The sequence below is a fragment of the Pseudomonas sp. LB3P31 genome (genome assembly GCF_054897945.1).
The window spans coordinates 2,312,242-2,334,628 of record NZ_CM142710.1; the positions used below are offsets into that span (position 1 = coordinate 2,312,242).

A 22,387-nucleotide genomic window follows, 5' to 3' on the forward strand; every position below is an offset into this window, starting at 1 on the left:
TCAATTGAAGGCCCCTTGCGCAAAATCCGCGCGGCGGGGCCTGAAAGTTCTTGTTGTTTTAGTCGGCGAGACACGCCGTCCTGGACAAAGGCCTCATGGGCCGATGACGAATGGGGCTAGTATTGTTGAACCAACCGATACAACAATCGATTTTTTTTGGCCTGACTGTTCAATTTAAGTCACCATAAACAGCAAACCGACCACTCTCAGCGGGATGATTTATGCGTTTTCCATCGATGACAGCCCTTCGCGCCCTCGATGCCGTCGCCCGCCTCGGCAGCGTGTCGGTGGCCGCCCGTGAACTGAACCTGACCCGCAGCGCCATCAGCCACCAGATCAGCAAACTGGAGGAGTGCGTCGGTTTTGCCCTGACCGAGCGCATCGGCCGCGGCATCGGCCTCACGTATCAGGGCGAACGGTATGCCCGGGAAGTGCACGGGATTCTGTTGAACCTGCTGGACGCCGGGCAGTTGGTCGACGACCAGGAGATTTCCGGGCGCCTGTGCGTCAGTTGCGCGCCGGGCTTTGCTACCTATTGGCTGTGCCACCACATCGGCGCGTTCCTGCGGCAGTATCCGCAAGTGCAATTGCAGCTGATCTCCCCCAGGACTCCGGACGACATCAACAACCCCGGCGCCGATCTGTTCATCGCTTATGGCATTGGTGACTGGCCGGAAATGGTCGTCGAGGAAATCGTCGCCCTGCGCTTCTTCCCCGTGTGCAGCCCGCGCCTGATCAATTCATTGAGCGGCCTGAAAACCCCGCAGGAATTGAGCGGCTACCCGTTGCTGCACATGACCGACTATTCGGACTGGCGAGTCTGGCTGACCGCTGCCGGCGCCTCCGGGGTGAACGCGGTGAGCGGGATCCTGTTCTCCGATGCGCATTGCGCGCAGTCGGCGTGCATTGCCGGCCAGGGCATTGCCATCGGCGACAACCTGATCAGTGGCGATGCTCTGTCCAAGGGCCTGCTGGTGCGCCCATTCGACATCACCATCGACCTGCACCGCGGTTATTACCTCGCCGCCGACCCGCAAAAAGCCGAGCGCGCGGTGGTGCAGGCGTTCAGCAATTGGGTAAAAACCCAGCTGCAGTCGTCACACCAAACCTGGCAGGACACCTTGTAAAGAACATTCCATCCCCCTGTAGGAGCGAGCCTGCTCGCGATCGCGGTGCGCCAGGCGACATCAATGTTGAATGTGTTGGCCCCATCGCGAGCAGGCTCACTCCTACAAAGTTTGTTCAATAAAACTAACCAATCCCGGCAAAATAATTCCATTGATGTAGCGATATTTTTAACAATAATAAACCCAAAGCCCCTGCCGGATTTACATCCGTCCTCGCACGCCTCGGGGCAACAAAAAAGAGGAACTTCCATCGTGTCCAGCCGTTCAGCGATCCAGCTTAGCGCACAAGGTATCAGCCAGTATTACGGTCGTTTCGCGGCGCTGGATAACGTCGACCTGGATGTTCGCCAAGGCGAATTCCTGACCCTGCTGGGTCCGTCCGGCTCGGGCAAGACCACACTGCTGATGATCCTGGCCGGTTTCCTCAGCCCGACTTCGGGCAAGCTGATGGAGCAAGGCGTCGACATCATCAAGCGCTCTGCCGAGAAGCGTAACTACGGCATGGTGTTCCAGGGATACGCGCTGTTCCCGCACATGAGCGTGGCCGATAACGTCGCCTACCCGCTGCGCATCCGCAAGGTTGCCGCTGAAGAGCGCCAGCGCCGGGTCAAGCACATCCTCGAAGTAGTTGGCCTGGGCGCCCACATGCACAAGAAGCCTTCCGAGCTGTCGGGTGGCCAGCAGCAGCGGGTAGCGATCGCCCGGGCGCTGGTGTTCGAACCGGAATTGCTGCTGCTCGACGAGCCGCTGTCGGCCCTCGACAAAAACTTGCGCGAACAACTGCAGACCGAATTGCAACGCATCCATCGCCAGGTCGGCACCAGCTTCGTCTTCGTCACCCACGACCAGGGCGAGGCGCTGGCGCTGTCGTCGCGCATCGCGATTTTCAACCACGGCAAGCTGACCCAGGTCGACACCCCGGAAAATATCTATAACCGTCCGGAAAGCCGCTTCGTCGCGGAATTCCTCGGCAAGATGAACCTGTTTCCGCTGGTGGACATGAGCCGTAACGGTCCTACCGCCAGCGGCCGTTGCGGCAGCAGCGTCTTGCACGCCCTCGCCCCCAACCCGTTTAGCGCCCAGCCGACGGTGCTGGCGGTACGCCCCGAACACATGGAGCTGCTCAGCGACTGTCCGACCCGGGACGGTTACAACGTGGTGCCCGCGCGACTCACGGACAAGGTTTACCAGGGTTCCAGCACCCACCTGGCACTCAAGGTCGGAGGCGATGCGTTACCGGTCAATCTGTCGGTTCCCGGCAATCATCCGGGTGCGCTGATGCCCACCGGGGCGCCGGTGTGGCTGAGCTGGCCGGTGCAACAAAGCTTCCTGCTGCAGGCCTGAAGCGCGTTAACCCAAGCGTCACGAAGCTCTCTCCTAACTACAAAAAAAGGCCACTGTCCCCAGGGACACCCGCCAACTGAGGACTTGCAATGAGCCAGGATCATCAACGCGACTGTATTGAAGTGCTGATCGAAAAAGCCCGTGGCGGGCAGATCAACCGTCGGACCTTCATCCAGGCCATGGGGCTACTGGCAGCCGTGCCCCTGGCCCTGCGCAGCGGCATCAGCTGGTCGGCCGACAAGCCGCTGGTGGTGGTCAACTGGGGTGGCGATGCGCTGAATGCGTTCCGCTCGGCATGGACCGAAACCTTCACCAAAAACACCGGCATCCAGGTGCGCATAGACGGCGCAGGCCCGACCGAGGGCGCCATCCGCTCGCAATTGGCCAGCGGCCAGCCGAGCTGGGACGTGGTCGACGTCGAGAGCTACAGCGCCATCGTCCTGGGCAAGGAAAAGATTCTCCAGCCGCTGGACTACACCACCATCAAGCGCGACCTGGTGGCCCCGGCGCTTGCCTCCGACCACGGTATCGCCAGCTATCAGTTCAGCTACGTGATGGCCTGGGACAGCGAAAAATTCGGCGATAACGGTCCGAAAAGCTGGGCGGATTTCTGGGACGTGAAGAAATTTCCCGGTAAGCGCACCATGTACAAATGGATGAACGGCATGCTCGAAGCGGCCTTGCTCGCCGACGGCGTGCCGGCGGACCAGCTGTACCCGCTGGACATACCCCGCGCGATGGCCAAGATCGACGAGATCAAGCCCCACGTCTTGTCCTTCTGGAGTTCGGGCGCCGAGAGCCAACAGCTGATGGTCGACGGCGAAGTGTCGATGGGTGCGATCTGGCATACCCGCGCCAAGCTGCTCGCCGAAGACACCGACAACCGCGTGCGCTGGAGCTTCGACAACGGCTTCATCAACTCCAGTAGCTGGGCGGTATTGCAGGGCAACCCGGCCGGTACGCAACCGGCAATGCAGTTCATCCAGCATGCACTGCAACCGGAAGGCCAACTGAAACTGTTTGAACTGCTCGGCAATGGCCCGTCCAACAGCGCGACTGAAAAGCTGATGTCGGCCGAGCAACTGCAGGCCAACTGTGCATCGGCCGAAAACCTGAAAAAACAGATCGCCCTCAACGCCCAGTGGTACGCCGACAACTACTCGAAGACCTTGGAAACCTACCTGACACGGCTGTCCAAGTGAGCCATCGACCATGACCACGACCCTGACCTCCACCTTGACCCCGCCCAAGCCCCGATTCAGTTCGCCGGGCCTGGAGCGCGGCTTGCTGCTGTTTCCGCTGCCGGTGCTGCTGCTGATTTTCTACGTGCTGCCATTCCTCGGCGTGGTGGGCTGGAGCTTCTCGCTGCCGACACCCGGCATCGAGCAGTACCAGCGTATCGCCACGGACCCGGCGATCCACGACATGCTCTGGCGCACCTTGCGCCTGTGCATGACCGTCAGTTGCCTGGCCTTGCTGATCGGCTACCTGCTGGCCTACTGCTGGGTATTCAGCCCGCCGTTCTGGCAGCGCGTGGTGGAGATCTGCATCTTCATTCCGTTCTGGATTTCGGTGCTGGTACGCGCGTTCGGCTGGCTGATCGCCCTGCGCAGCAACGGCGTGCTCAACAATGGCCTGATGGGCATGGGCCTGATCGATCAACCGCTGCAGTTGAGTCGCAATGAAATCGGCGTGGTCATCGGCATGCTCCACGTGATGATTCCGTACGCGGTGTTCCCGCTGCTGTCGAGCATGCGCCAGCTGGACCAGCGCATCCTCATGGCCTCCCGCGGCCTCGGCGCCGGCCCCTTGCGCACGTTCTGGCAAGTGCTGCTGCCACAGACCCTGCCGGGCATGCTGGGCGCGTTCATCATGGTGTTCGTGTTCTGCCTGGGTTTCTTCATTACCCCGGTGCTGTTGGGCGGCGGGCAAACCGTGATGATCGCCGAATATGTGTTCCTGCAAATGTTCCAGACCAGCAACTGGGGCCTGGGTGCGGCACTGAGCGTGGTGTTGCTGGCTCTGGTCAGTGCGCTGATCTGGGTACTGCTGAAAATCACCGGCGTGAATCGCCTGGTCGGCTGAGGTCCATAATGAATACCCATCGCACAAGCCTGAGTACGCGGCTGCTGGCCGTGATCGCCATGGCCTTCATGCTGTTCCCGTTGCTGACGGTCATCCCGGTGTCGTTTACCAGCAAACGCTTCCTGTCGATGCCGGAGGGCAACTGGTCGCTGCGCCACTATGAGGCGCTGGTGAGCAATCCCGACTGGTTCCACGCGATTAGCCAGAGCCTGACCATCGCGTTCGCTACCAGCCTGATCGCCACCGTGCTCGCCGCCAGCTTCAGCCTCGGCATCTGGTACATGCGCTCGAAACTGGCCACCGCGCTGATCGGCCTGGTGCTGCTGCCCATGGCCATTCCGCCGGTGATTTCCGCACTGGTGCTGTATTTCATGGAAACCAAGCTCGGACGCTTCGCCCCGGGCATGGGCTACGACACCCTGACCGGCGTAGTGATCGCCCACGTGATCATGGTCGTGCCTTACGGCGTGGTAACCATGATGGTTGCCCTCAGCCAGATCGACCGACGCATCGAACTGGCCTCGCGCAACCTCGGCGCCAGCCTGATGCAGACCACCTTCATGGTGATCCTGCCCAATCTCAAACTGGGCATTGCCTCCACCGCCCTGCTGGCGTTCGCCCTTTCGTGGGAAGAAGTCGCGGTGACGCTGTTCATCACCAGTGTCAACGTCGATACCCTGCCGAAACGCATCTGGAGCGGCTTGCGCGATAACGTTGACCCGAGTGTGGCAGCCATTTCCGTATTGCTGATCTCGCTGACCTTGCTGGTGCTGATCGGCCGGTTGGTGTTCCAGCATCTGGCCGACAAGCGCGTGCAGAAGCTGCTGCATCCGTGAAGGTAATCGGGAAATAGTCGGCTGCTAGCTACGCAGCACGGCTATTATCCCGACTCACCTTTCGACACGGACGCGTCAAGATGCTTAACGCCCTGCTAAACACCCCGCCGTGGGTCTACGCGCTATTCGTGCTGCTGTGCTACTTCGGTATCAAGGCCCTCTCCCCCACCCGCGAAAGCAAGATCTCGCTGCTGATCACACCGCCAATTTTGCTCGCCTGGTCACTGTATTCGCTGAATCTGTCACTGCATCCGGCGCTGTCCCTGGGCTTCTGGCTGGTCGCCGTACTGGTGGGCAGCGCCGCCGCACTGCTGATTTTTTCCAGCAAGGACGTCAGGCTGGATGACACGGGAAGCGGGCTGGTTTTGCCGGGCACCAGCAAGACCCTGGTGCTGTATCTGCTGTTGTTTGCCATCAACTACTACTTTGGCTACGAAGCCGAAGTGCACCCGCAACTGTCCAAGACCCTCCCGGTGATGTTGCTCAAGGCCTGTGCGTCCGGGATTGCCAGCGGTTTGTTCTGCGGGCGTTCAATCAGGTTTTATCAGGTATTTCGCGGCTTCAAGGCATCAACCGCGTAGGAGCTGCCGCAGGCTGCGATCTTTTGATCTTTGGCAACATTGGGGTCTTCAAGGATCAAGATCAAAAGATCGCAGCCTGCGGCAGCTCCTACAGGGGACCGAGGGTGATCTTTTGGCCGCTGGCCTGTTCGTCCGTGACAACACGGCCTCGGTCCAATAGATTAGGCGGCCTGAAAAGGCCCTGTGCTTTCTCGCCTAAACCCAAGTTAAGAGAAGTAGTGAAATTTCAATGTCAGATTCCAATACCGCTGAATCCGTAGTCACCTTGTCATCCAAAGCGGAATACGAAAACTCCATCAATCTTTCACAGCATGTGCCCCAGGCCAAGACCATCGCCGAGATGGTTCTGGACTCGTTCCAGTCCACCCGCGAAAGCGAGCAGATCCGCGAGCTGCGTGCCGCGATTCGCCAGGCTCACGACAGTTTCGACGATGACAAGGCCTACGAACTGATGGGCGAGCTCAAGCAGCTCAAGGACGCCGAGGCCGCCGACATCGCCGCCCTCGAAGACCTCAGCAGCAAGTTCCCGATCAGCCGCATCCTGTCCAGCTTCAAGGACGACCCGGCGTTCCAGGAAATCGTCTACGGCCTGGCGCTGAAAGTGCTGAACCAGACCCACCAGGCCATCAGCAACCCGAGCGGCGGCAAGAGCAAAGCCGCCAAGGCGAAAAAAGAAGTCGAAGTGTTCACCATCAGCAAGGACGGCACGAGCGTCACCTTGCCGCTGCGCACTCCGCGTTCGCGCCTGAACGTTGACCGCGAAGCCCTGGAGTTCCTCGGTTTCACCTTCGTTGGCGAAGGCGAGGAAGCGGAGCTGGACAGCGAAACGTTCCTGGACAACAGCGGGGCCGAACAGGCGATCAACCGCAAGAACATCATCACCGCGCTGCAGCAACAGAGCGCGTTCGACGGTTTCACTATCGCCGCGCAGTAATGTGGCGAGGGCGCTCGCTCCCGCTGGGCTGCGTAGCGGCCCCAGAATAGTGGCAGCACCACTTCTTTTGTGAGTGCTGCGCACTCAAGCGCGAGCAAGCTCGCTCGCCACGGGTTTGTCGCCAGCAGCTGCCTCCCCCAAGCCCCGCCCTCGTGCGGGGCTTTTTATTGCCTGCGATTCAGGCAAGTCCGCGACTACTGTTCCAGTATCGAAACAGCATCAACACGTCCCTTGATCCCCGAGCACCATGGGTCCGTCTGCGGGGAGCGTCAACTCACTGTCCAGCCCAGGACCTCAGTGGTGCAATTGCTGAGGTCTGCATGAATACACTTCCCCTGTACCGTCAGTTAGCCAACCACTACCTCGACGCGATCCGCAGCGGCACTTTGAAAACCGGCGAACGCTTCCCTTCCATCCGCCTGATGATGGAAAAGCACGCCGTCAGCCTGTCGACCGCGGTGCAGGTGTGCCGGGAACTGGAGGGCCAGGGGGTATTGGAAGCCCGACCGCGTTCGGGCAACTACATCCGCCAGCCCGACTGCCTGCCCCAGCCGATGCCAAAGGCGGTGCCGGACGCCGATGTTTATGTGGGTATTCATCAACAGGTATCAGCGGTGCTCAAGGCCAGCCAGCGTGCGACGATCAAGGTCAATTTCGCCAGCCCCTACTGCGCGCCGGAACTCTATCCGCTGAAAATCCTCCAGAACCATATGGCCAAGGCACTGCGTCAGGATCAGCAGTTGCTGGGCCGGACCGGCCCCACCAGCGGCAACCTGGCATTGCGCACTATCCTCGCCCGCCGCGCCCTGACCAGCAAAACCCAGCTGAGCGCCGAGCAGATCGTGATCACCAACGGCGCAAGCGAAGCGCTGAACCTGGCACTGCGCGCCGTAACGCAACCCGGCGATACGGTTGCCGTCGAGTCGCCGACCTTCCACGGCCTGCTGCAGATTCTCGAAAGCCTGAACCTGCAAGTGCGGGAGGTACCGGCGACGGCGCACTGCGGGATTAACCTTATTGCCCTGGAACAGCTGCTGCGCGGTCCCGAGCGGATCCATGCCGTGATCGTGATGCCCAACCTGCAAAACCCGCTGGGCAGCATCATGCCCGACTCGCACAAGGCACGACTGGTGCAGTTGTGCGCCGAGCGCGGCGCTGTGCTGATCGAAGACGACACCTATGGCGACCTGGTGGATACCGAGCAACCGCAGTCCACGCTCAAGCACTGGGACCGCAGCGATAACCTGATCTACTGCGCCTCGCTGAACAAAACCCTGGCCCCGGGCATGCGGCTGGGGTGGATCAGTGCCGGCAGATGGCATGACCGCGTGGAGATGCTTAAGCACAGTCAATCGAGGGGGTGCGAGGTGCTGTCGCAGTTGGCGGTCGGTGCGTTCATGAAAACTCCGTCTTACGAACGCTATCTGCGGCGGCTGCGCAAGACGCTGACGCAACAACGCCAACAGATAAGTGCGGCGATCCTGCGGCATTTCCCCCAGGGCACCCGAGTGACCGAGCCACGGGGTGGAACGCTGTTGTGGGTGGAGTTGCCGTTTGGGTATTCGGCGATGCGTTTGTTTCATGAGGGGTTGAAGGTGGGGATTCAGATTTTGCCTGGGGATATCTTTTCCAATGGCGCGGGGTTTGGGCATTGTTTGAGGGTGGGTTGTGGTGCGCCGTTTTCGTTGCGGGTTGAGGAGGCGTTGGCGACCTTGGGTCAGCTCCTGAAAAACCAGACTTAAGGCTGCCAGGGAAACGCACATCCCCCTGTAGGAGCTGCCGAAGGCTGCGATCTTTTGACTTTGAATTTTTAAGATCAAAAGATCGCAGCCTTCGGCAGCTCCTACAGGGGGGCATTTCAGATCCCGTATCGGTCCAGGGGGATGTGTTTCAGGTCGCGTTTCGGTGCAGGCCCATGGGCGTGTTTCAGATCGGGTTTTCGTGCAGGCAAATGATATGCGGATCGTTGTTCCAGTGCGGGAAGCGCTCAGCGATCAGCGGATCATGACCGGGGATCACGTGATCTTCACTATCCGCCAGGCGATCGATTTCGCTAAACGCTTCCAGCGACTGCGCCAGGTCATCGAGTATCGGAAACGGACTACGCTCGCGAATGTTCACCCACAAATGCGCTGCATCCGACGCCAGCACTATCCAGCCGCGCCCGGTATGCACCCGCACCACCTGGCTACCCGGCGTGTGCCCGCCCACCGGATGCAGGGTGACCCCCGGAGCCACCTCGACAGTGCCGTTGTGCAAGCGCATCCGCCCCTCGAACAGCGGTGGCAGCGCCGACATCACGTCATCCACCTCGTAGGTTTTGTTCACCGCGCGATGGGCCATCTTCGGCCCGGTGCAGAAGCGCAGTTCCGCCTCCTGCAAATGCACGGTGGCCCTGGGAAACAACCCCAGGTTACCGGCATGGTCCCAATGCAGATGCGTGAGGACCAGATTGTCGACCCGTGCCGGGTCAATCCCCAGCTGGCGTAGGGATTCTTCCGGCAGGCGATACATCTGACGGTTGCGCCGATCCGCCGTGGCCGGCTGAAAACAGGTGTCGACTACAATCACCTGCTGCTGCTCATTGCGAATCACCCAGAAATAATAATCCAGCGGCATCGGCGCATTCGGGTCACCGCAGCAGGCGTCGTAGAGAAAATTCTCCCGGGCCGTGCGCTGGGCATTGGCACCGACCCGGATGGCGAACACTTCGTAAACGGGAACAGACATGGGCAGCTCCTGGTTCACGCCACCGAGGCGGACTTGAGGGTCGGTCGGAAGTCGAAATCGATTTGCCCGGTGATGCCCAGGTCCTCGGCCAGACGCTGCAGCCCGCTGTAGTCGCGCATGATCGTCGCGTTGCGGTTGCTCTCGCGGGTATCGGCGATGATCAGCGCCGCGTCCTCGACCCCCAGTTGAGTCAGGATCGCTTCCCACATCGAGTAGTCCTGGGCGACAAAAGCACTCAGCGCTACCGACAAAGTCCGTGCGAAAAATTCCCGTTGCGGCGGCTGCATGTTGGCGTACATGACCTTCGCAACTTCGGCCAGAACCTTGCTGTGTGCATACTCGTCACGGTTATGCAGTTCGGCCACCCGCCGGTTTTGTGGCTGGATGCTCTGGTCGTCTGCCAGCAGGTCCAGATAAGCGTTGACGCTGATTTCGGCGACCACAGCGAAAGTGATCGAGGCCAGATCGCGCTGCCACTGCTCCGGCAATTCCTCGCGCAGGGCCAGCAGACGCAGGTAAGTCACCGAAGGTGGCAGGTCCAGATCCTGGTCGAGCGCGCGATCTTCTTTGGTGCGCTGGATAGCGCGCAGGTGCATGAGTGTGTGGTAATGCTCGTCAATCAACGTCTGCTGCATGGCCTCGCGAAAATGCCAGTCGTGCTTGCCCAGGTATTGATTGGCAATGACACTCAGGGCCGGGTTCACCACGTGTTCTTCTGCCGTGACCGTGCGCAGGTTGTAGCCGATCCAGCCCCAGGTCACCACACTGCTCTTGAGCTCTTCGCTCAGGGCCTGGAATTTTGGATGCTGGAAAAACGGCACCATGCACTCCGGGTAATCCGGGCGCGCCGGATCGAATGCTTCGCTGACCAGCAACTTCTCCGGCGCACACACCGTGGCCCGTTTGGTCCACGCCTGGTTGAGCCGCACGATCAGTTGATGATCGACCTTGGCGATCTCGATGGCTGTTTGCATAACGCGATACCTGTAGGACGCGTACCCGCCATGGGGTACGCAAAAGGAATGAAGGGGCGATGAAAAAAATCAGGCCAGCCAGTAGCGGGTCAGGTTACGCGCCGGGTCAGTGTATCGACTGCGGGCGTGGATCATGCGCCAGTTGTCCCAGATCAGCAGGCAGCCATCGGGAATCAACACCGGTGTGCTGTGCTCGACGAAATACGCTTCCCCCAGTGTCGCGAAGCGGGCCAGCGGCGAAGTATTGTTGGCCACCAGTGATTGCTGCAGGGCCTGCTCGGAAGGATTCACATCGCCGTAGTGAAACTGGTTGTAGCTGAAGCGGAAAATATCGCCGTCCTCTGTAGGCGTCAGGATGTACTCCTTGACCCGGGTTTGAGCTGCCTCACCGGGTTTGGCGGTGGCGACGAACTCGATCGGTGTTTCGTCGATCCATTCGCGCAACTTGGGTTCGGTGCGCTCCAGAAACGCCAGGAATTCGATTCCGTCGACCAACCCCGTATGCCCGCCACCACACTTGGCCTGATGATGACAATGCAACGCCAAATACCGCGGCGGCGGTCCATAGACCGGCGCTTCGGTGTGCGGGCCGATGCCGTTCATGCTCTGGGAATACGGCAGCGCTTCATACCCCGGCTTGCGGGTAATGGCGAACGCGGTCTGCCCGTTGAATTGCGGAATGATCGGGCCGAATTCCTGCAGGGTGCCGACGACATCGTAGGCAAATTCGGCCGGAGTGAGCACCGTCCAGCCGCGGGACGCCAACTCTTCATGGCGATGGCCCAGTGAAACATAAGGTTTAGACGCAACAATCCCTTGATCTGACATGGTGGTGTTCCTGGCGGTTGATCAGGCGTTAACGGTTGAGGTGTAGGCGGCAATGAATTCGCGACAGGCGCTGCCCGGTCGATAGCGCTGCTCGTCGATGCTCTGCACGGGAGTGATTTCGGCGGCAGTACCCGTCAGAAAACACTCCTCGAAATCGCCGAGCTCTGTAGGAAGAATCGTGCGCTGGATCACTTGGTAATCCAGCACCGCGGCCAGCTCGATAACAGTCTGGCGGGTGATGCCATTGAGGAAGCAATCGGGCAGCGGCGTGTGCAGCGTCCGGTCCTTGACGAAGAACACGTTGGCGCTGGTGGCTTCGGCGACATGGCCACGCCAGTCGAGCATTAGCGCATCGTGGTAACCGTTGTTTTCGGCGTCGTGCTTGCTCAACGTGGCGATCTGGTAATGCCCGGACGCCTTGGCTTCGAAGGGGCTGCTACTGGGTGGCGGACGACGCCACTCGGCTGTTTTCAAACGGATGCCACCCATGTGCCCCGCCGGGTCGAAGTAACTCGGCCACTGCCAGCAGGCGATCGCCACGTGCACCCGGTTAAAGCGCGCCGAGGTCGAGATCATTTCGCTGCCGCGCCACGCCACTGGCCGCAAATAGCCGTCGACCACGTTGTTGCGTTGCAGCAGTTCGTGGCTGGCCGCTTCCAGTTCGGCCAGCTCATAAGGGATCACGAAGTCCATCAACTGCGCCGAGCGATACAGCCGCTCGCTGTGTTCACGCAGTTTGAAAATCCTGCCGTTGTAGACACGCTCCCCTTCATACACGGTGCTTGCGTAATGCAGACCATGGGTCAGCACATGCAAGCGCGCCTGGGACCACTCGACGAACTCGCCGTCGAGCCAGATAAATCCTTCTCGCTGATCAAACGGTATGCCACTCATATCCCTATCTCCTGATGAATCGTCCTACGCCGTTTCCAGCAGGACCGGTATCAATTCCGGCGCCGCAACGGGTTCCGATTGGAAGAAAAATGCGCGCTCGCCGAACGCCGGCCGCAACTCGTCGAACCAGGTGGCTTGCGGATCGAAGCGCGCATGAAAAGTGCGCAGCACCCACTGTGGATCCCGAGCCTGGAGGAACTGCAGCACGAAGACTTTTTCTCCGGCCACGGTTTCAATGCCGTTGATCAGGACCTTGCCGTAGAAGGTGCTCATCGAGGGCCCGCGTACCGTTCGCGCCAGTCCGGAAACCGTGCGATAGGCCGCCTGGAAAATCTCGAAGGCCCGCGCCAGCGGCATCGCGAAGTAGTGGCGAGGGCCGGTGTCGCGCTCGACGAACATGTAATAGGGCACCGCGCCAAGCCGTACACCTTCGGTCCAGAGCTCGGCCCAGTCGGCAGGGTTTTCGTTGATATGGCGGATCACTGGCGCCTGCATGCGCAGGGTTGCCCCAGTGGCGCGAATATTCTCGACAGCCTGGCGGGCGATGTCCTGGCGTAGCTCCACCGGGTGGTTGTAATGGCCCATCACCGACAGGTGTTTGCCCGCCGCAACGATCCGTCGGAACAACTGCAGCAGCTCCGGCGCGTCCTTGTCGCTGACAAACCGCTGCGGCCAGTAAGCCACCGACTTGGTGCCGATGCGGATGCTCCTGAGGTGCGGCACCTCCAGCAGCGGCTCGATGTAACTGGCCAGCGAGCGAGTATTCATGATCATCGGGTCGCCGCCGGTGATCAGCACATCCGTAACCTCGGTGTGCACCCGCAGGTAGTTCACCAGGTCCTGGGATTCACGGGCGTTGAATTTGAGCTCTTCCTCGCCGATGAATTGCGCCCAGCGAAAACAGAAAGTGCAGTAGGCGTGACAGGTCTGGCCCGCGCCGGGGAAAAACAGCACGGTTTCACGGTACTTGTGCTGAATACCCGCCAAGGCTTTGCCGCCGAGGCTGGCGCCGTTGTGCGTCAACTGGCCCGCCGGGTGTGGATTCATGCGCAGCCAGATCGCTTCGATGCGGCGCTTGATGGCAATTGCGTCATCCTGCTCGATCAGTTGCCTGAGCGACTCGTATTCGTCCGGTAGCAGCATGTCCTTGTGGGGAAAAGTCATGCGAAAAATCGGATCGTCTGGAATGTTGTCCCAATCGATCAATGTGCCCAGCACATACTCGTTGGTGCGAAATGGCATCACCCGCGCCACCACGTTCATGGCCTCCTGCAAGGCTGGGGTGAGCCTTTGCCAGTACGGCGTCTCGCGAATGGTCCGTGAGTTGTAAGGCTTGTATCTGTGCAGCTCCGACATTCCCTGCATGGCAGCGCTCCCTATGGGTTCCTGGCTTTCTTACTGGGCGGCCGGCGGCGTACGCTCGATGTCCATCCAGGCCCGCACGCTGTCGCGGTCCCACTGCCGACGGACATAGGCGGCAAGTCGCGCCGGCACGTGGTCGCCATTGGCGAGCAAGCGGTTGAGCATGATTGCCAGGTCCGTGTCAGCGATGCTCCAGTCGCCGAACAGGTGGTCAGCGCCGCCCTTGAGCAGGCGATCGGCCACGAAGAACAAACGGTCCACAGCCGCCAGTGCGTCATCGGATAAGGCTGTGTCTTTTTGGCCGAAGTAGATCAGGTCTGCCGGACGCTCTTTGCGGATGATCAGCAGATCACTGCGCAACCAGGCCTGCAGCTGGCGGGCCCTGGCACGCAGCCGGGCGTCTGTGGGAAACAGTCTTGGTGCTTGCGCAATGATATCGTCGAGGTATTCGGCAATCGCCGAGGACTCCGACAGGGCGAAATTTTCGTGGACCAGGGTGGGTATCTTGCAAGTCATCGACAAGTCTCGATAACTCGCCTGGTAGTTCTCGCGGCTTTTTAAATCAAGCGTTACCAGATCAAACAGAAGTTGTTTTTCTTTTAGCGCAACAAATGCCGACATGGCAAAAGCACTGACAAAATCCGCACCCAAATAAAGTTTGATTCCCGCACTTTCCATATAACGCTCCTGTGCATTTATTTAATTAATCGGTTGCACTGGAATCGATCCTAGATAATTGAGCAGGCGGCGAACAGATACAGAAATCAGCTGTTTATACGGATACAGAAATGCGCAGCCTGGAAGACTGAAACAAAAAAAGGGAGTCGGCGAATGCGGACTCCCGGATGGGCAGCAGAGAGGAAATCAGAAGTTTTTCGAGGCTCAGCTTATGGGGTTGGCTATGCTCGAAAGCAGCGCCAGTTGCGGCATATTGCTTATGTTGAGCATGGCCAGAGCCTCGCTGGTGCTGGTGTTGACGAAGCCATGACGAGTCCAGGCTGGCACCAGCAATACGTCGCCTGTACTGGCCCGGACCTCCTCGGCATCGCCCAGGGTCAGCACGCCGCAACCGCTCTGGATGATAAACAGGTGCCACCAGGCATGAGCATGCCCGTTTAACGTTGAGCCCGGTTTAAGCCACTGCATGGACACCGCCACCCCGGGTGTCAGCTTGCAGCCTTCGATGCTGTTGTCGTGCGCCAGCGCGACTATATCAACTTCACTGCCCTCAAGACTTTTGCGCATAGCGGCAAGTTCATCACGGGTCCACACCCGCGCACCAACGGGTGACTGGTGTAAACTCTGGCGAAACTCATCATATGAAAAAAACGCACCTTGGACGTTATTCATTTATGCATTCCAACCTATTAGGCCGACGTGATTCACCGAACCTTAGGTGAACCCGTCGCCACTGTAAAGTCGACAATCAAGTCTTATAATGCGGAAGGACGCAATGCCGCGATCATGTCCACTTCTACTGCCGCGTTCTTTGGCAATTGATAAACACCCACGGTGGTTCTTGTATGTTTACCGGCATCCCCCAGTACGTGGCTAAATACATCCGATGCACCGTTGGCTACCTCGCTCAGGTCGACAAAATCCGCCGTGGATTTCACGTACACAGTCACCCGCACCAGCGACTTGATCTTGTCCAGCGAACCGATGGCATCCACGATCAACGCCAGCCCGCGCATCGCGCTGATGCTGGCGGCGGCCTGGGCATCACTGAGGCTCAGTTCCAGGCCAACTCGGCCTGGGTACTGAATCGCGCCGTTCATCCGCGGCACCATGCCGCTGATGTACAACTCGTCATGGTGCCGCACCAGCGGCGCGTAGTGGCCGCCGGCAGTGTTTTCGCCGTAGATGTCGTAGCCCAGTTCCTTGGCGAGGGTGATGAAACGCTCATCACAGGTGGTGTGTTCAAACATGGGTAAAACCTCTCAATCAAATCAGCCAGACAACAGGGTTCAGCCCATCGCTCTGGCGGGTGGAGCCACGCAGGCGACGTCCATGCGGTCTTCGATAGCCTCGGCCAGGCGCAACAAGTCAGCGCTCAGTTGTTCGTAGTGCTGGTTAAACAGGACGATGTGGCCAATAAACGCGGTGTTGTCCTTCACCTGTGCCGTCACTGAATCGCCGATGCGTTTTTCGTACACCGCCTCCACCAATTCGATACCCAGCCTGTCGGCCAGCAACTCGATGTTCGGCAGGTCACGCAGCAGGCCGCCCGCCGGCGCCCTGAGCAGGCGGATGCCGCAATAGCCGCGCGCGACCGGGTCCTGTTGTTCGACCTTGCCTTCTACGGCCCAACGGACCCAGCGTTCCCAGGGGTCGAAGTCGACAAAGGCGATCCGCGCCAGGTCCCAGATGTGCATGCCGCCGGGGCGCATGTTGGTTTCCACGGCCGAGGTCAGTGCGTCGCCGCGCAGGAAGATTTCGTTGTGGTAGGCGCCGTTATCAAGTGAGACCAGCCCCGACATGTGACGGCCGGCCGCTGTCAGGCGAGCCTCGGCATCGGCTGCCAAGGGGGCGGGCACCACTTGCTGGATCTCGGCGCGGTAGGCGCCTTCGGTGGTGGTCTTTTCAGTGACCCAGGTGTTGCCGGCCACGTAGTCCCAGCTGTACTCCCGAGCCTCTCGAATCAACTCTTCGAGGACGATGCCGCCACTACGATAAGGCTTGAGCGCCAGCCACGCTTCGTCGCATTCGGACGGATGATGAATCACCCGGCAGCCGCGACTGGCGCCTTCGCACGCCGGCTTGATGAACGCCCTGCCGCCGAGTTCGACAACGCGCTGGCGCAGCTCTGCCAAGCTTTCGACTGGTGTTGAAAACACCGGTCGGTAGTCTTCAGGCGCAGTCGTGGAGCTCGCTTCCAGCTGGCGAAAAATCTGCTTGTCCAGGCCTGCCCGTGCCTCGGCCGGGGTTATGCCCGGCAGGCCGTAGTGAGTGGCCAGGGCCGCCCCGAGCAACACCCCGCGGTCGGAAAACGGCAGGACGCCGATCAGTTTCCAGCGGTCGACCGCCAGGCATCCTGCGACCAGTTCCAGCGAGTCGGTGACGTCCTCTGGCGACAGCGAAGTGCTGCAGACGTGGTCCGCCACTTGGTCGTCATCCGGCGCAATGCGCTCGACTACCAGGATCAATCTTGCGTTGTAGAGCGTCTTGCAGAGGTCGCGCAGCTTCTGGATATCGTGAACCCGGTTGCCGTTGTACCCGACCACTACTACGCATGACGTCGTCTTCATGAAACCTCCGACCTGTGAAGCAAAAAACGCAACCGCGATGGCTTGTTCCTTAAGACTCAGTCGTGCAGTGACGCATTGGATTTTCGGTTGAGCCAGTACCACGCCAGAATCCCGCCCGCGCCAATCGCTGCCAGGAGCAAGGCGTTATAGGGCGCAGGCACGACCCGCATGATCAGCACGGTCAGACCGGCCCCGACGCCAAGGGACACTTCCTTGACGAACATGTTGTTCTGCTTGACCGAGAAGTAATCGAGGTAGCTGAAGGCGCATTCAGCCAGGGACAGCAGCGCCACCCAGATCAACGCACCGACCAGGGTTTCGACATGGAATGCCGCCGGTGACGAGAGCACCAGGAAGCCGCCGACGATTATCCCGATCACCGCGAGCACCTTGAAGCGCCCGGTCCGCTCGATGAGTTTCATCATCGGCACCTGGGCGAAGACCACCACCGCACTGTTGAGGATCAGCATCAGCCCATACCAGGCTGGCAGCTCGCCGGTTTCAAGGAGGATGGCCTGCGGAAGGATCGAGAACACGCCGAACAGCTTGATCCCCATAATGATGCCGGCGATTACCCACGGCAGCTTGTTGCGCCAGCCGCTGCCGTCATGGCTCGCGGGGCTGGCCACGGCTGCCTGGGTAGTGAAGGTCGCGCCCATGGCGATCGGCAGGCACAGCAGGACAAAGCTGGCGGCACCGAGGAAGAACATGGTCGGGGTCAGCAGCGGCGACAGCAGGATCAACCCGGCCAGCAGGCTGCCCATGTTCATCGCCACCCGGTTGTACGCCGCGCCTTCCTTGGTCTGCGCCGCCTCGCTTTTGATCAGGTAACCGGCAATCGCAATGCCGTAGGCAAACAGCGCGGCGGCGAACATCACCACGCCCTGGTTGCTGGTCACCGCCAGCAGCACCAGCCCCAACGCCGCGCAGAGCAAAGTGACGCTGAGGGAACGCCGGCCGAGCACCAGCAAGGTCAATGGCAGGAGCAGCAACAACGCGCGATAACCGAGGGCGAGAATGCTGTTGGTGGCGGTGTCTAGCCAGACGTTGGCTTTGCCCAACACGGCAAACAGCGACACCGCAGTAATGATCCGGATCGTGAACAGACGGATATTGATCACCGGTTTGGCGATGGCGACCGTTGTCTCGATACTCATGCAACACCTCTTGAACCAAATGATTGTGCGAGCAAAAAACGTCGACAATCAGGAAAGACTGTAAGGTGATGGTAGAGAGAGGGGCTTGCCTTGATCAGAGCAAGTTCGTATAGAATCAAACGAAGTTTATTGCTGGAGTGACCAGTAAAATGCAGGTTCAACGCGCGGTCATTGCCGCCATCGAATTCCAGCCAGGGGTCCCGTTGGTGCAGCAGATCGTCGATCAGCTGTCGGTGGCAATCAACCAGGGCGGCCTGCCCCACGGCTCCCGGCTACCGCCGATTCGCGAACTCTCGGACCTGATGAATGTGGGCAAGTCGACGGTGGTCGATGCCCTGGATCGCTTGCGTGCCAAGGGGCTGGTGGTATCGCGCCAGGGCTCGGGGCATTTTGTGCACCGCTCCAGCGCCATGCCCAAACTTGATGCCGGCCCGGACCTGCTCCCCCAGGACACACTCAGCGTGGTCCGCCGCGCGGTGCTGCAGGACAACGGCGCACTGCGCCCCGGTGCGGGTTTTCTGCCTTCGTCGTGGCTGCCGGCGGATGAATTGCTCAAAGCCGTGCGCGGGACCCTGCGCGCTGCCTCCCTGCGCATGGGTGAATATGGCGTAGCCGCCGGCTATCCGCCGTTGCGCGAAGCGTTGCGGGTCAAGCTCGCAACCATCGGCATTGAAGTGCCGGTGGAACAGATCGTCACCACCGCCAACACCGTGCAAGCCATCGACATGCTGATGCGCCTGCTGATCAAACCCGGCGACACGGTGCTGCTCGACGACCCGTGCTATTTCACCATGCACACCAATCTGGCCTTGCATGGCGCCAAGGTGGTCACTGTGCACCGGGGCGTTGACGGCATGGACCTGGACGCCTTCGAACGCACAGTGATCGCCCATCGGCCTGTGCTCTACATGACCAACAACAGCCTGCACAACCCGACCGGGCACTCCTTCTCCCCGGCGCAGGTTTATCGCCTGCTGGAGTTGAGTCACCGCTACGGTTTCCACATCGTCGAAGACGATTTGTATTGCGACCTGCAACAACGAAGCACCCCGCGTCTGGCGGCGGGCGGGCTGGACAACGTCAGCTACGTGTCCGGCTTCTCCAAGACCCTGACTGCCAACAGCCGCGTCAGTTATGCGGTACTGGCGCCGCAACTGGCAGCACGGATGATCGGGCTCAAGATGGCCGCCGGCGGCATGACTTCGGAACTGGCCGAGCAGATCGTCTGCAACATGCTCAGCGACGGCAGCTACGCCAAGCACACCCGCCGCACCGTAGACCGGCTCTACGAGTCGAGCAGCCGAGTGACCCGCTGGCTGGAAGAGGCAGGCTGCTCGGTGTCATCACAGCCTCACGAAGGGCTTTTCATCTGGACCCGATTACCCGACGGCTACCACGCCGAAACCCTGGCCCGAAAAGGCCTGGACATCGACCTGGTCCTGGCCCCCGGCACCCTCCTCAGCAAAGCCCCGGACGCCAGCCAGTACCTGCGTTTTAATGTGGCTCACAGCGATAACAGCCAGGTGCGGGAGCGGTTTTTTCGGTTGCTGGATATCCAACCAAAATAACGGCTCCCCTCTGTAGAAGCGAGCTTGCTCCTACAGTGGTTCAGCTTTCCGTTCAAACGGCTGCCAGTCGATCAACCATGTCAGGGAATTTCTCCACCAGCCTGATCAACAAGGCAGCTTGGGCATTGGGTTTTGACTTTTCCTGCTCCCAATTTCTCAGGGTGCTCGGGCTGGTCCGAATACGTTTGGCGAAAACGGCTTGGGACATGTGTAGTTTTGCCCGTAGTGCGACGATTTCTTGCGCCCCCACATCAGGCGCCGGAATGTCCTCCACCGTCGTATTGCGCAGTGTGATCTTGCCTTCGCGTTGGGCCGCCATCTCTTCAACGCCCTGCATCAACTCTGCAAACAGGTCACGCTTTTTCATGGGGTACCTCGTACTTTCAACTCTGTTTCGATGGCTTTCTTAAGCGCCTTCTCTTGGTCGGCAGTCAAATTCTCAAGCTCATCTTTGTCATAAATAGCAAACATCCAGAACTGGCCATCATTCATAAGCCAATAATAGATAACCCGCAAGCCACCCCGCCTGCCTTTACCCCGGCGACCATCAGCCCAACGCAGCTTGCGAAAGCCGCCCGTCCGAGGCATCACGTCGCCGGCCTGTGGATGCAGCTGCATATGATTCTGCAGCGCTCGATACTCGTCGTCCGTCAGGTAATCGCTGAGGGCTGCCGTAAAGGATGTGGTTTCGAAAAATATTGTTCGCACGAGGTAACTATAGGCAAATTGCTTATAGTCAATCAAGTCCCAGCGTATGCATCAGACGAGCAGTTGATGCGGCCCATCAACAATCACCCAATAAAAAACCCCGCACATCTCTCGAAGGCGGGGTCTCTCTTTACAGGATCCAACGCTTAAGGCGCGTACGTCAGCAACAACTCGCCCGGCACCTGGAAGTCCAGGGACATCATCACGCTCAACGCGGTAATGGTGAAGATCGAGAACACGAACAGCTTGCGTGCCCAGACCGTGTCATCCACAGCCTTGTAGCCGGTCCAGGCCATGTACAACCAGTACATGCCCATGGCCGCGGCGACGGCGAGGTAGCTCATGCCGGCGTAGCCGCTGAAGGTCAGCATCAAGGTCGCCACGAGGAACGCCAGGATGTAGAGCAGGATGTGCTTCTTGGCCACCTGGATTCCGCGCTTCACTGGCAGCACCGGAATCGATGCGGCCAGGTAATCGTTGAAGCGGAAAATCGCGATAGCGTAGGAATGCGGCATCTGCCACAGGCTGAACATCACCAGCAGGGTCAGCGCGGCCATGTCGAAGCTGTTGCTCACGGCAACGTAGCCAATCACCGGCGGCATCGCTCCCGACAGACTGCCCACCAGCGTGCCGTGCACCGACTTGCGCTTGAGGTACAGGCTGTAGAAGCCGACGTAGATGACAAAACCGATCACCGCAAACAGCGCGGCCAGCGGGTTGGCCACCTTGTACAACAAGGCAACGCCGGCGACACCCAGGACGGTCGCGTAGATCAGCGCCAGTTTCAGGGAGATCAAGCCCTGCACCAGCACCCGGTTCTTGGTGCGTTCCATTTTTACGTCGATGTCGCGGTCGATGCAATTGTTGAACACGCAACCGGAAGCCACCACCAGGGACGTGCCGATCATGGCGGCCAGGAAAATGGCCAGATCGACATGCCCTTTCGAGGCCAGGAAAAATCCGCCTGCCACTGAAAGCACGTTACCGAAAATGATCCCCGGTTTGGTGATTTGGATAAAGTGCTTCAAGGACATCCGGATTTACCTCAGTGCGCCATCATGTTGGTGTGGATGCTGAACATGATCCACAGCGACAGGCCGACCAACAGGACGATGACCAGTGCAGCGAAAATAAACGCGATCACGTTATTACGCTGGGCAGCCGAGCGGTCCAGGTGGAGGAAGTACACCAGGTGCACCAGCACCTGGACGACTGCGAAGATCAGTACGATCCACAGGGTCATGGCTTTCGGCAGCGACGGGTACATCACCAGGCCGAATGGAATGACGGTCAGGATCACCGACAGGATGAAACCGATAGCGTAAGACTTGACGCTGCCGTGGCCGGCGTCGTGGCTATCGTGGGAATGAGCGTTAGCCATTTACATAGTCCCCATCAGATAAACAACGGTGAATACGCAGATCCACACCACGTCGAGGAAGTGCCAGAACAGACTCAGGCAGCTCAGACGGGTCTTGTTGGTCGCCGTCAGGCCGTTTTTCTGCACCTGGTACATCATGATCGCCATCCAGATCAGACCGCTGGTCACGTGCAGACCGTGGGTACCGACCAGGGTGAAGAACCCGGACAGGAAGCCGGAACGGCTAGGACCGAAGCCCTCGGAAATCAGAACGTGGAATTCGTTGATTTCCATGCCAATGAAGCCGGCACCGAACAGGAAGGTCATGCCCAGCCAGCCCAGTACCTGATTCTTCTTGCCCTTGAACAACGCCAGCATGGCGAAGCCGTAGGTGATCGAGCTGAACAGCAGCAGAGCGGTTTCGCCCAGTACGTATGGCAGCTCGAAGATGTCGGCGCCCGACGGGCCACCGGCTACGTTGTTAACCAGTACCGCGTACACCGCGAAGATCGACGCAAACAGGATGCAGTCGGTCATCAGGTAGAGCCAGAAACCGAATACGGTCATCTCGCCCGAGTCGTGGTGATGGTCATCGTGCCCATGTCCATCGACATGGGTGTGTCCAGCATTGGTCACTAAGTTCGACATGGT

The 22,387-nt window shown here is 59.7% G+C and carries 24 protein-coding genes; 9 read left to right on the top strand and 15 right to left on the bottom strand.

Translation table 11 applies throughout. From position 1 onward, the window contains the following. Positions 1-221: 221 nt before the first annotated feature. From ACYZTK_RS10585 to ACYZTK_RS10620, 8 genes are all read left to right on the top strand, one after another. On the top strand, positions 222-1,127 hold the full coding sequence (locus ACYZTK_RS10585; RefSeq protein ID WP_462014382.1) for a LysR substrate-binding domain-containing protein: 906 nt from the start codon (positions 222-224) through the stop codon (positions 1,125-1,127). Positions 1,128-1,379: 252 nt separating this feature from the next. Next, on the top strand, positions 1,380-2,471 hold the full coding sequence (locus ACYZTK_RS10590; protein WP_462014383.1) for an ABC transporter ATP-binding protein: 1,092 nt from the start codon (positions 1,380-1,382) through the stop codon (positions 2,469-2,471). A gap of 89 nt (positions 2,472-2,560) precedes the next feature. Then, complete coding sequence (locus ACYZTK_RS10595) at positions 2,561-3,673, top strand: ABC transporter substrate-binding protein (RefSeq protein ID WP_462014384.1); 1,113 nt, start codon at positions 2,561-2,563, stop codon at positions 3,671-3,673. 10 nt (positions 3,674-3,683) lie between these two features. Continuing rightward, the gene (locus tag ACYZTK_RS10600) at positions 3,684-4,556 is read left to right on the top strand and encodes an ABC transporter permease (RefSeq protein WP_462014385.1); all 873 of its coding nucleotides are present in this window, start codon (positions 3,684-3,686) and stop codon (positions 4,554-4,556) included. A gap of 8 nt (positions 4,557-4,564) precedes the next feature. Further along, the gene (locus ACYZTK_RS10605) at positions 4,565-5,392 is read left to right on the top strand and encodes an ABC transporter permease (RefSeq protein WP_462014386.1); all 828 of its coding nucleotides are present in this window, start codon (positions 4,565-4,567) and stop codon (positions 5,390-5,392) included. Positions 5,393-5,472: 80 nt separating this feature from the next. Then, a complete protein-coding gene (locus tag ACYZTK_RS10610) occupies positions 5,473-5,973 on the top strand; it encodes a hypothetical protein (protein WP_462014387.1) in 501 nt (166 codons plus the stop codon). 229 nt (positions 5,974-6,202) lie between these two features. Next, positions 6,203-6,907 carry a hypothetical protein gene (locus ACYZTK_RS10615; RefSeq protein WP_462014388.1) on the top strand — a complete coding sequence of 235 codons (705 nt, stop codon included), beginning with the start codon at positions 6,203-6,205 and terminating at the stop codon, positions 6,905-6,907. Between the two features lie 320 nt (positions 6,908-7,227). Continuing rightward, positions 7,228-8,649: an aminotransferase-like domain-containing protein gene (locus tag ACYZTK_RS10620; RefSeq protein WP_462014389.1), complete on the top strand. Its 1,422-nt coding sequence runs from the start codon at positions 7,228-7,230 to the stop codon at positions 8,647-8,649. A 184-nt stretch (positions 8,650-8,833) separates the two neighbouring features. Here ACYZTK_RS10620 and ACYZTK_RS10625 read toward each other — a convergent pair whose 3' ends face one another. From ACYZTK_RS10625 to ACYZTK_RS10670, 10 genes are all read right to left on the bottom strand, one after another. Then, entirely contained in the window at positions 8,834-9,637 is an 804-nt protein-coding gene (locus ACYZTK_RS10625; protein WP_462014390.1) for an N-acyl homoserine lactonase family protein, read from the bottom strand. Positions 9,638-9,651: 14 nt separating this feature from the next. Then, positions 9,652-10,611 (bottom strand): diiron oxygenase, encoded by a 960-nt coding sequence (locus ACYZTK_RS10630; RefSeq protein WP_462014391.1) that lies wholly within the window; start codon positions 10,609-10,611, stop codon positions 9,652-9,654. A 69-nt stretch (positions 10,612-10,680) separates the two neighbouring features. Further along, entirely contained in the window at positions 10,681-11,439 is a 759-nt protein-coding gene (locus ACYZTK_RS10635; RefSeq protein ID WP_462014392.1) for a TauD/TfdA family dioxygenase, read from the bottom strand. A 21-nt stretch (positions 11,440-11,460) separates the two neighbouring features. Then, positions 11,461-12,333 (bottom strand): branched-chain amino acid aminotransferase, encoded by an 873-nt coding sequence (locus ACYZTK_RS10640; protein WP_462014393.1) that lies wholly within the window; start codon positions 12,331-12,333, stop codon positions 11,461-11,463. 24 nt (positions 12,334-12,357) lie between these two features. Then, complete coding sequence (locus ACYZTK_RS10645) at positions 12,358-13,698, bottom strand: KamA family radical SAM protein (RefSeq protein ID WP_462014394.1); 1,341 nt, start codon at positions 13,696-13,698, stop codon at positions 12,358-12,360. A gap of 30 nt (positions 13,699-13,728) precedes the next feature. Further along, complete coding sequence (yfcF, locus tag ACYZTK_RS10650; protein WP_462014395.1) at positions 13,729-14,373, bottom strand: glutathione transferase; 645 nt, start codon at positions 14,371-14,373, stop codon at positions 13,729-13,731. A 204-nt stretch (positions 14,374-14,577) separates the two neighbouring features. After that, the gene (locus ACYZTK_RS10655; RefSeq protein ID WP_462014396.1) at positions 14,578-15,045 is read right to left on the bottom strand and encodes a cupin domain-containing protein; all 468 of its coding nucleotides are present in this window, start codon (positions 15,043-15,045) and stop codon (positions 14,578-14,580) included. A gap of 83 nt (positions 15,046-15,128) precedes the next feature. Beyond that, entirely contained in the window at positions 15,129-15,623 is a 495-nt protein-coding gene (locus ACYZTK_RS10660; RefSeq protein ID WP_462014397.1) for a RidA family protein, read from the bottom strand. A 39-nt stretch (positions 15,624-15,662) separates the two neighbouring features. Continuing rightward, positions 15,663-16,943 (bottom strand): ATP-grasp domain-containing protein, encoded by a 1,281-nt coding sequence (locus tag ACYZTK_RS10665; protein ID WP_462014398.1) that lies wholly within the window; start codon positions 16,941-16,943, stop codon positions 15,663-15,665. Between the two features lie 56 nt (positions 16,944-16,999). After that, a complete protein-coding gene (locus ACYZTK_RS10670; protein WP_462014399.1) occupies positions 17,000-18,100 on the bottom strand; it encodes a hypothetical protein in 1,101 nt (366 codons plus the stop codon). Between the two features lie 149 nt (positions 18,101-18,249). Here ACYZTK_RS10670 and ACYZTK_RS10675 point away from each other — a divergent pair, with 149 nt between their 5' ends. After that, positions 18,250-19,668 (top strand): aminotransferase-like domain-containing protein, encoded by a 1,419-nt coding sequence (locus ACYZTK_RS10675; RefSeq protein ID WP_462014400.1) that lies wholly within the window; start codon positions 18,250-18,252, stop codon positions 19,666-19,668. Between the two features lie 52 nt (positions 19,669-19,720). Here ACYZTK_RS10675 and ACYZTK_RS10680 read toward each other — a convergent pair whose 3' ends face one another. The 5 genes from ACYZTK_RS10680 to ACYZTK_RS10700 all read right to left on the bottom strand — a co-directional run bounded on the left by ACYZTK_RS10680 (position 19,721) and on the right by ACYZTK_RS10700 (position 22,384). Continuing rightward, positions 19,721-20,035 (bottom strand): helix-turn-helix domain-containing protein, encoded by a 315-nt coding sequence (locus tag ACYZTK_RS10680; protein WP_462014401.1) that lies wholly within the window; start codon positions 20,033-20,035, stop codon positions 19,721-19,723. Next, positions 20,032-20,376, bottom strand: a complete 345-nt coding sequence (locus ACYZTK_RS10685; protein ID WP_462014887.1) for a toxin — start codon at positions 20,374-20,376, stop codon at positions 20,032-20,034. The genes ACYZTK_RS10680 and ACYZTK_RS10685 overlap by 4 nt, the downstream gene beginning before the upstream one ends. A gap of 146 nt (positions 20,377-20,522) precedes the next feature. Further along, positions 20,523-21,410, bottom strand: a complete 888-nt coding sequence (cyoE, locus tag ACYZTK_RS10690) for a heme o synthase (RefSeq protein ID WP_462014402.1) — start codon at positions 21,408-21,410, stop codon at positions 20,523-20,525. Between the two features lie 11 nt (positions 21,411-21,421). Then, the gene (cyoD, locus tag ACYZTK_RS10695) at positions 21,422-21,757 is read right to left on the bottom strand and encodes a cytochrome o ubiquinol oxidase subunit IV (RefSeq protein ID WP_194691338.1); all 336 of its coding nucleotides are present in this window, start codon (positions 21,755-21,757) and stop codon (positions 21,422-21,424) included. Then, positions 21,758-22,384, bottom strand: coding sequence for a cytochrome o ubiquinol oxidase subunit III (locus tag ACYZTK_RS10700; RefSeq protein ID WP_150710120.1), 627 nt, complete (start codon positions 22,382-22,384; stop codon positions 21,758-21,760). Between the last annotated feature and the right edge of the window lie 3 nt (positions 22,385-22,387).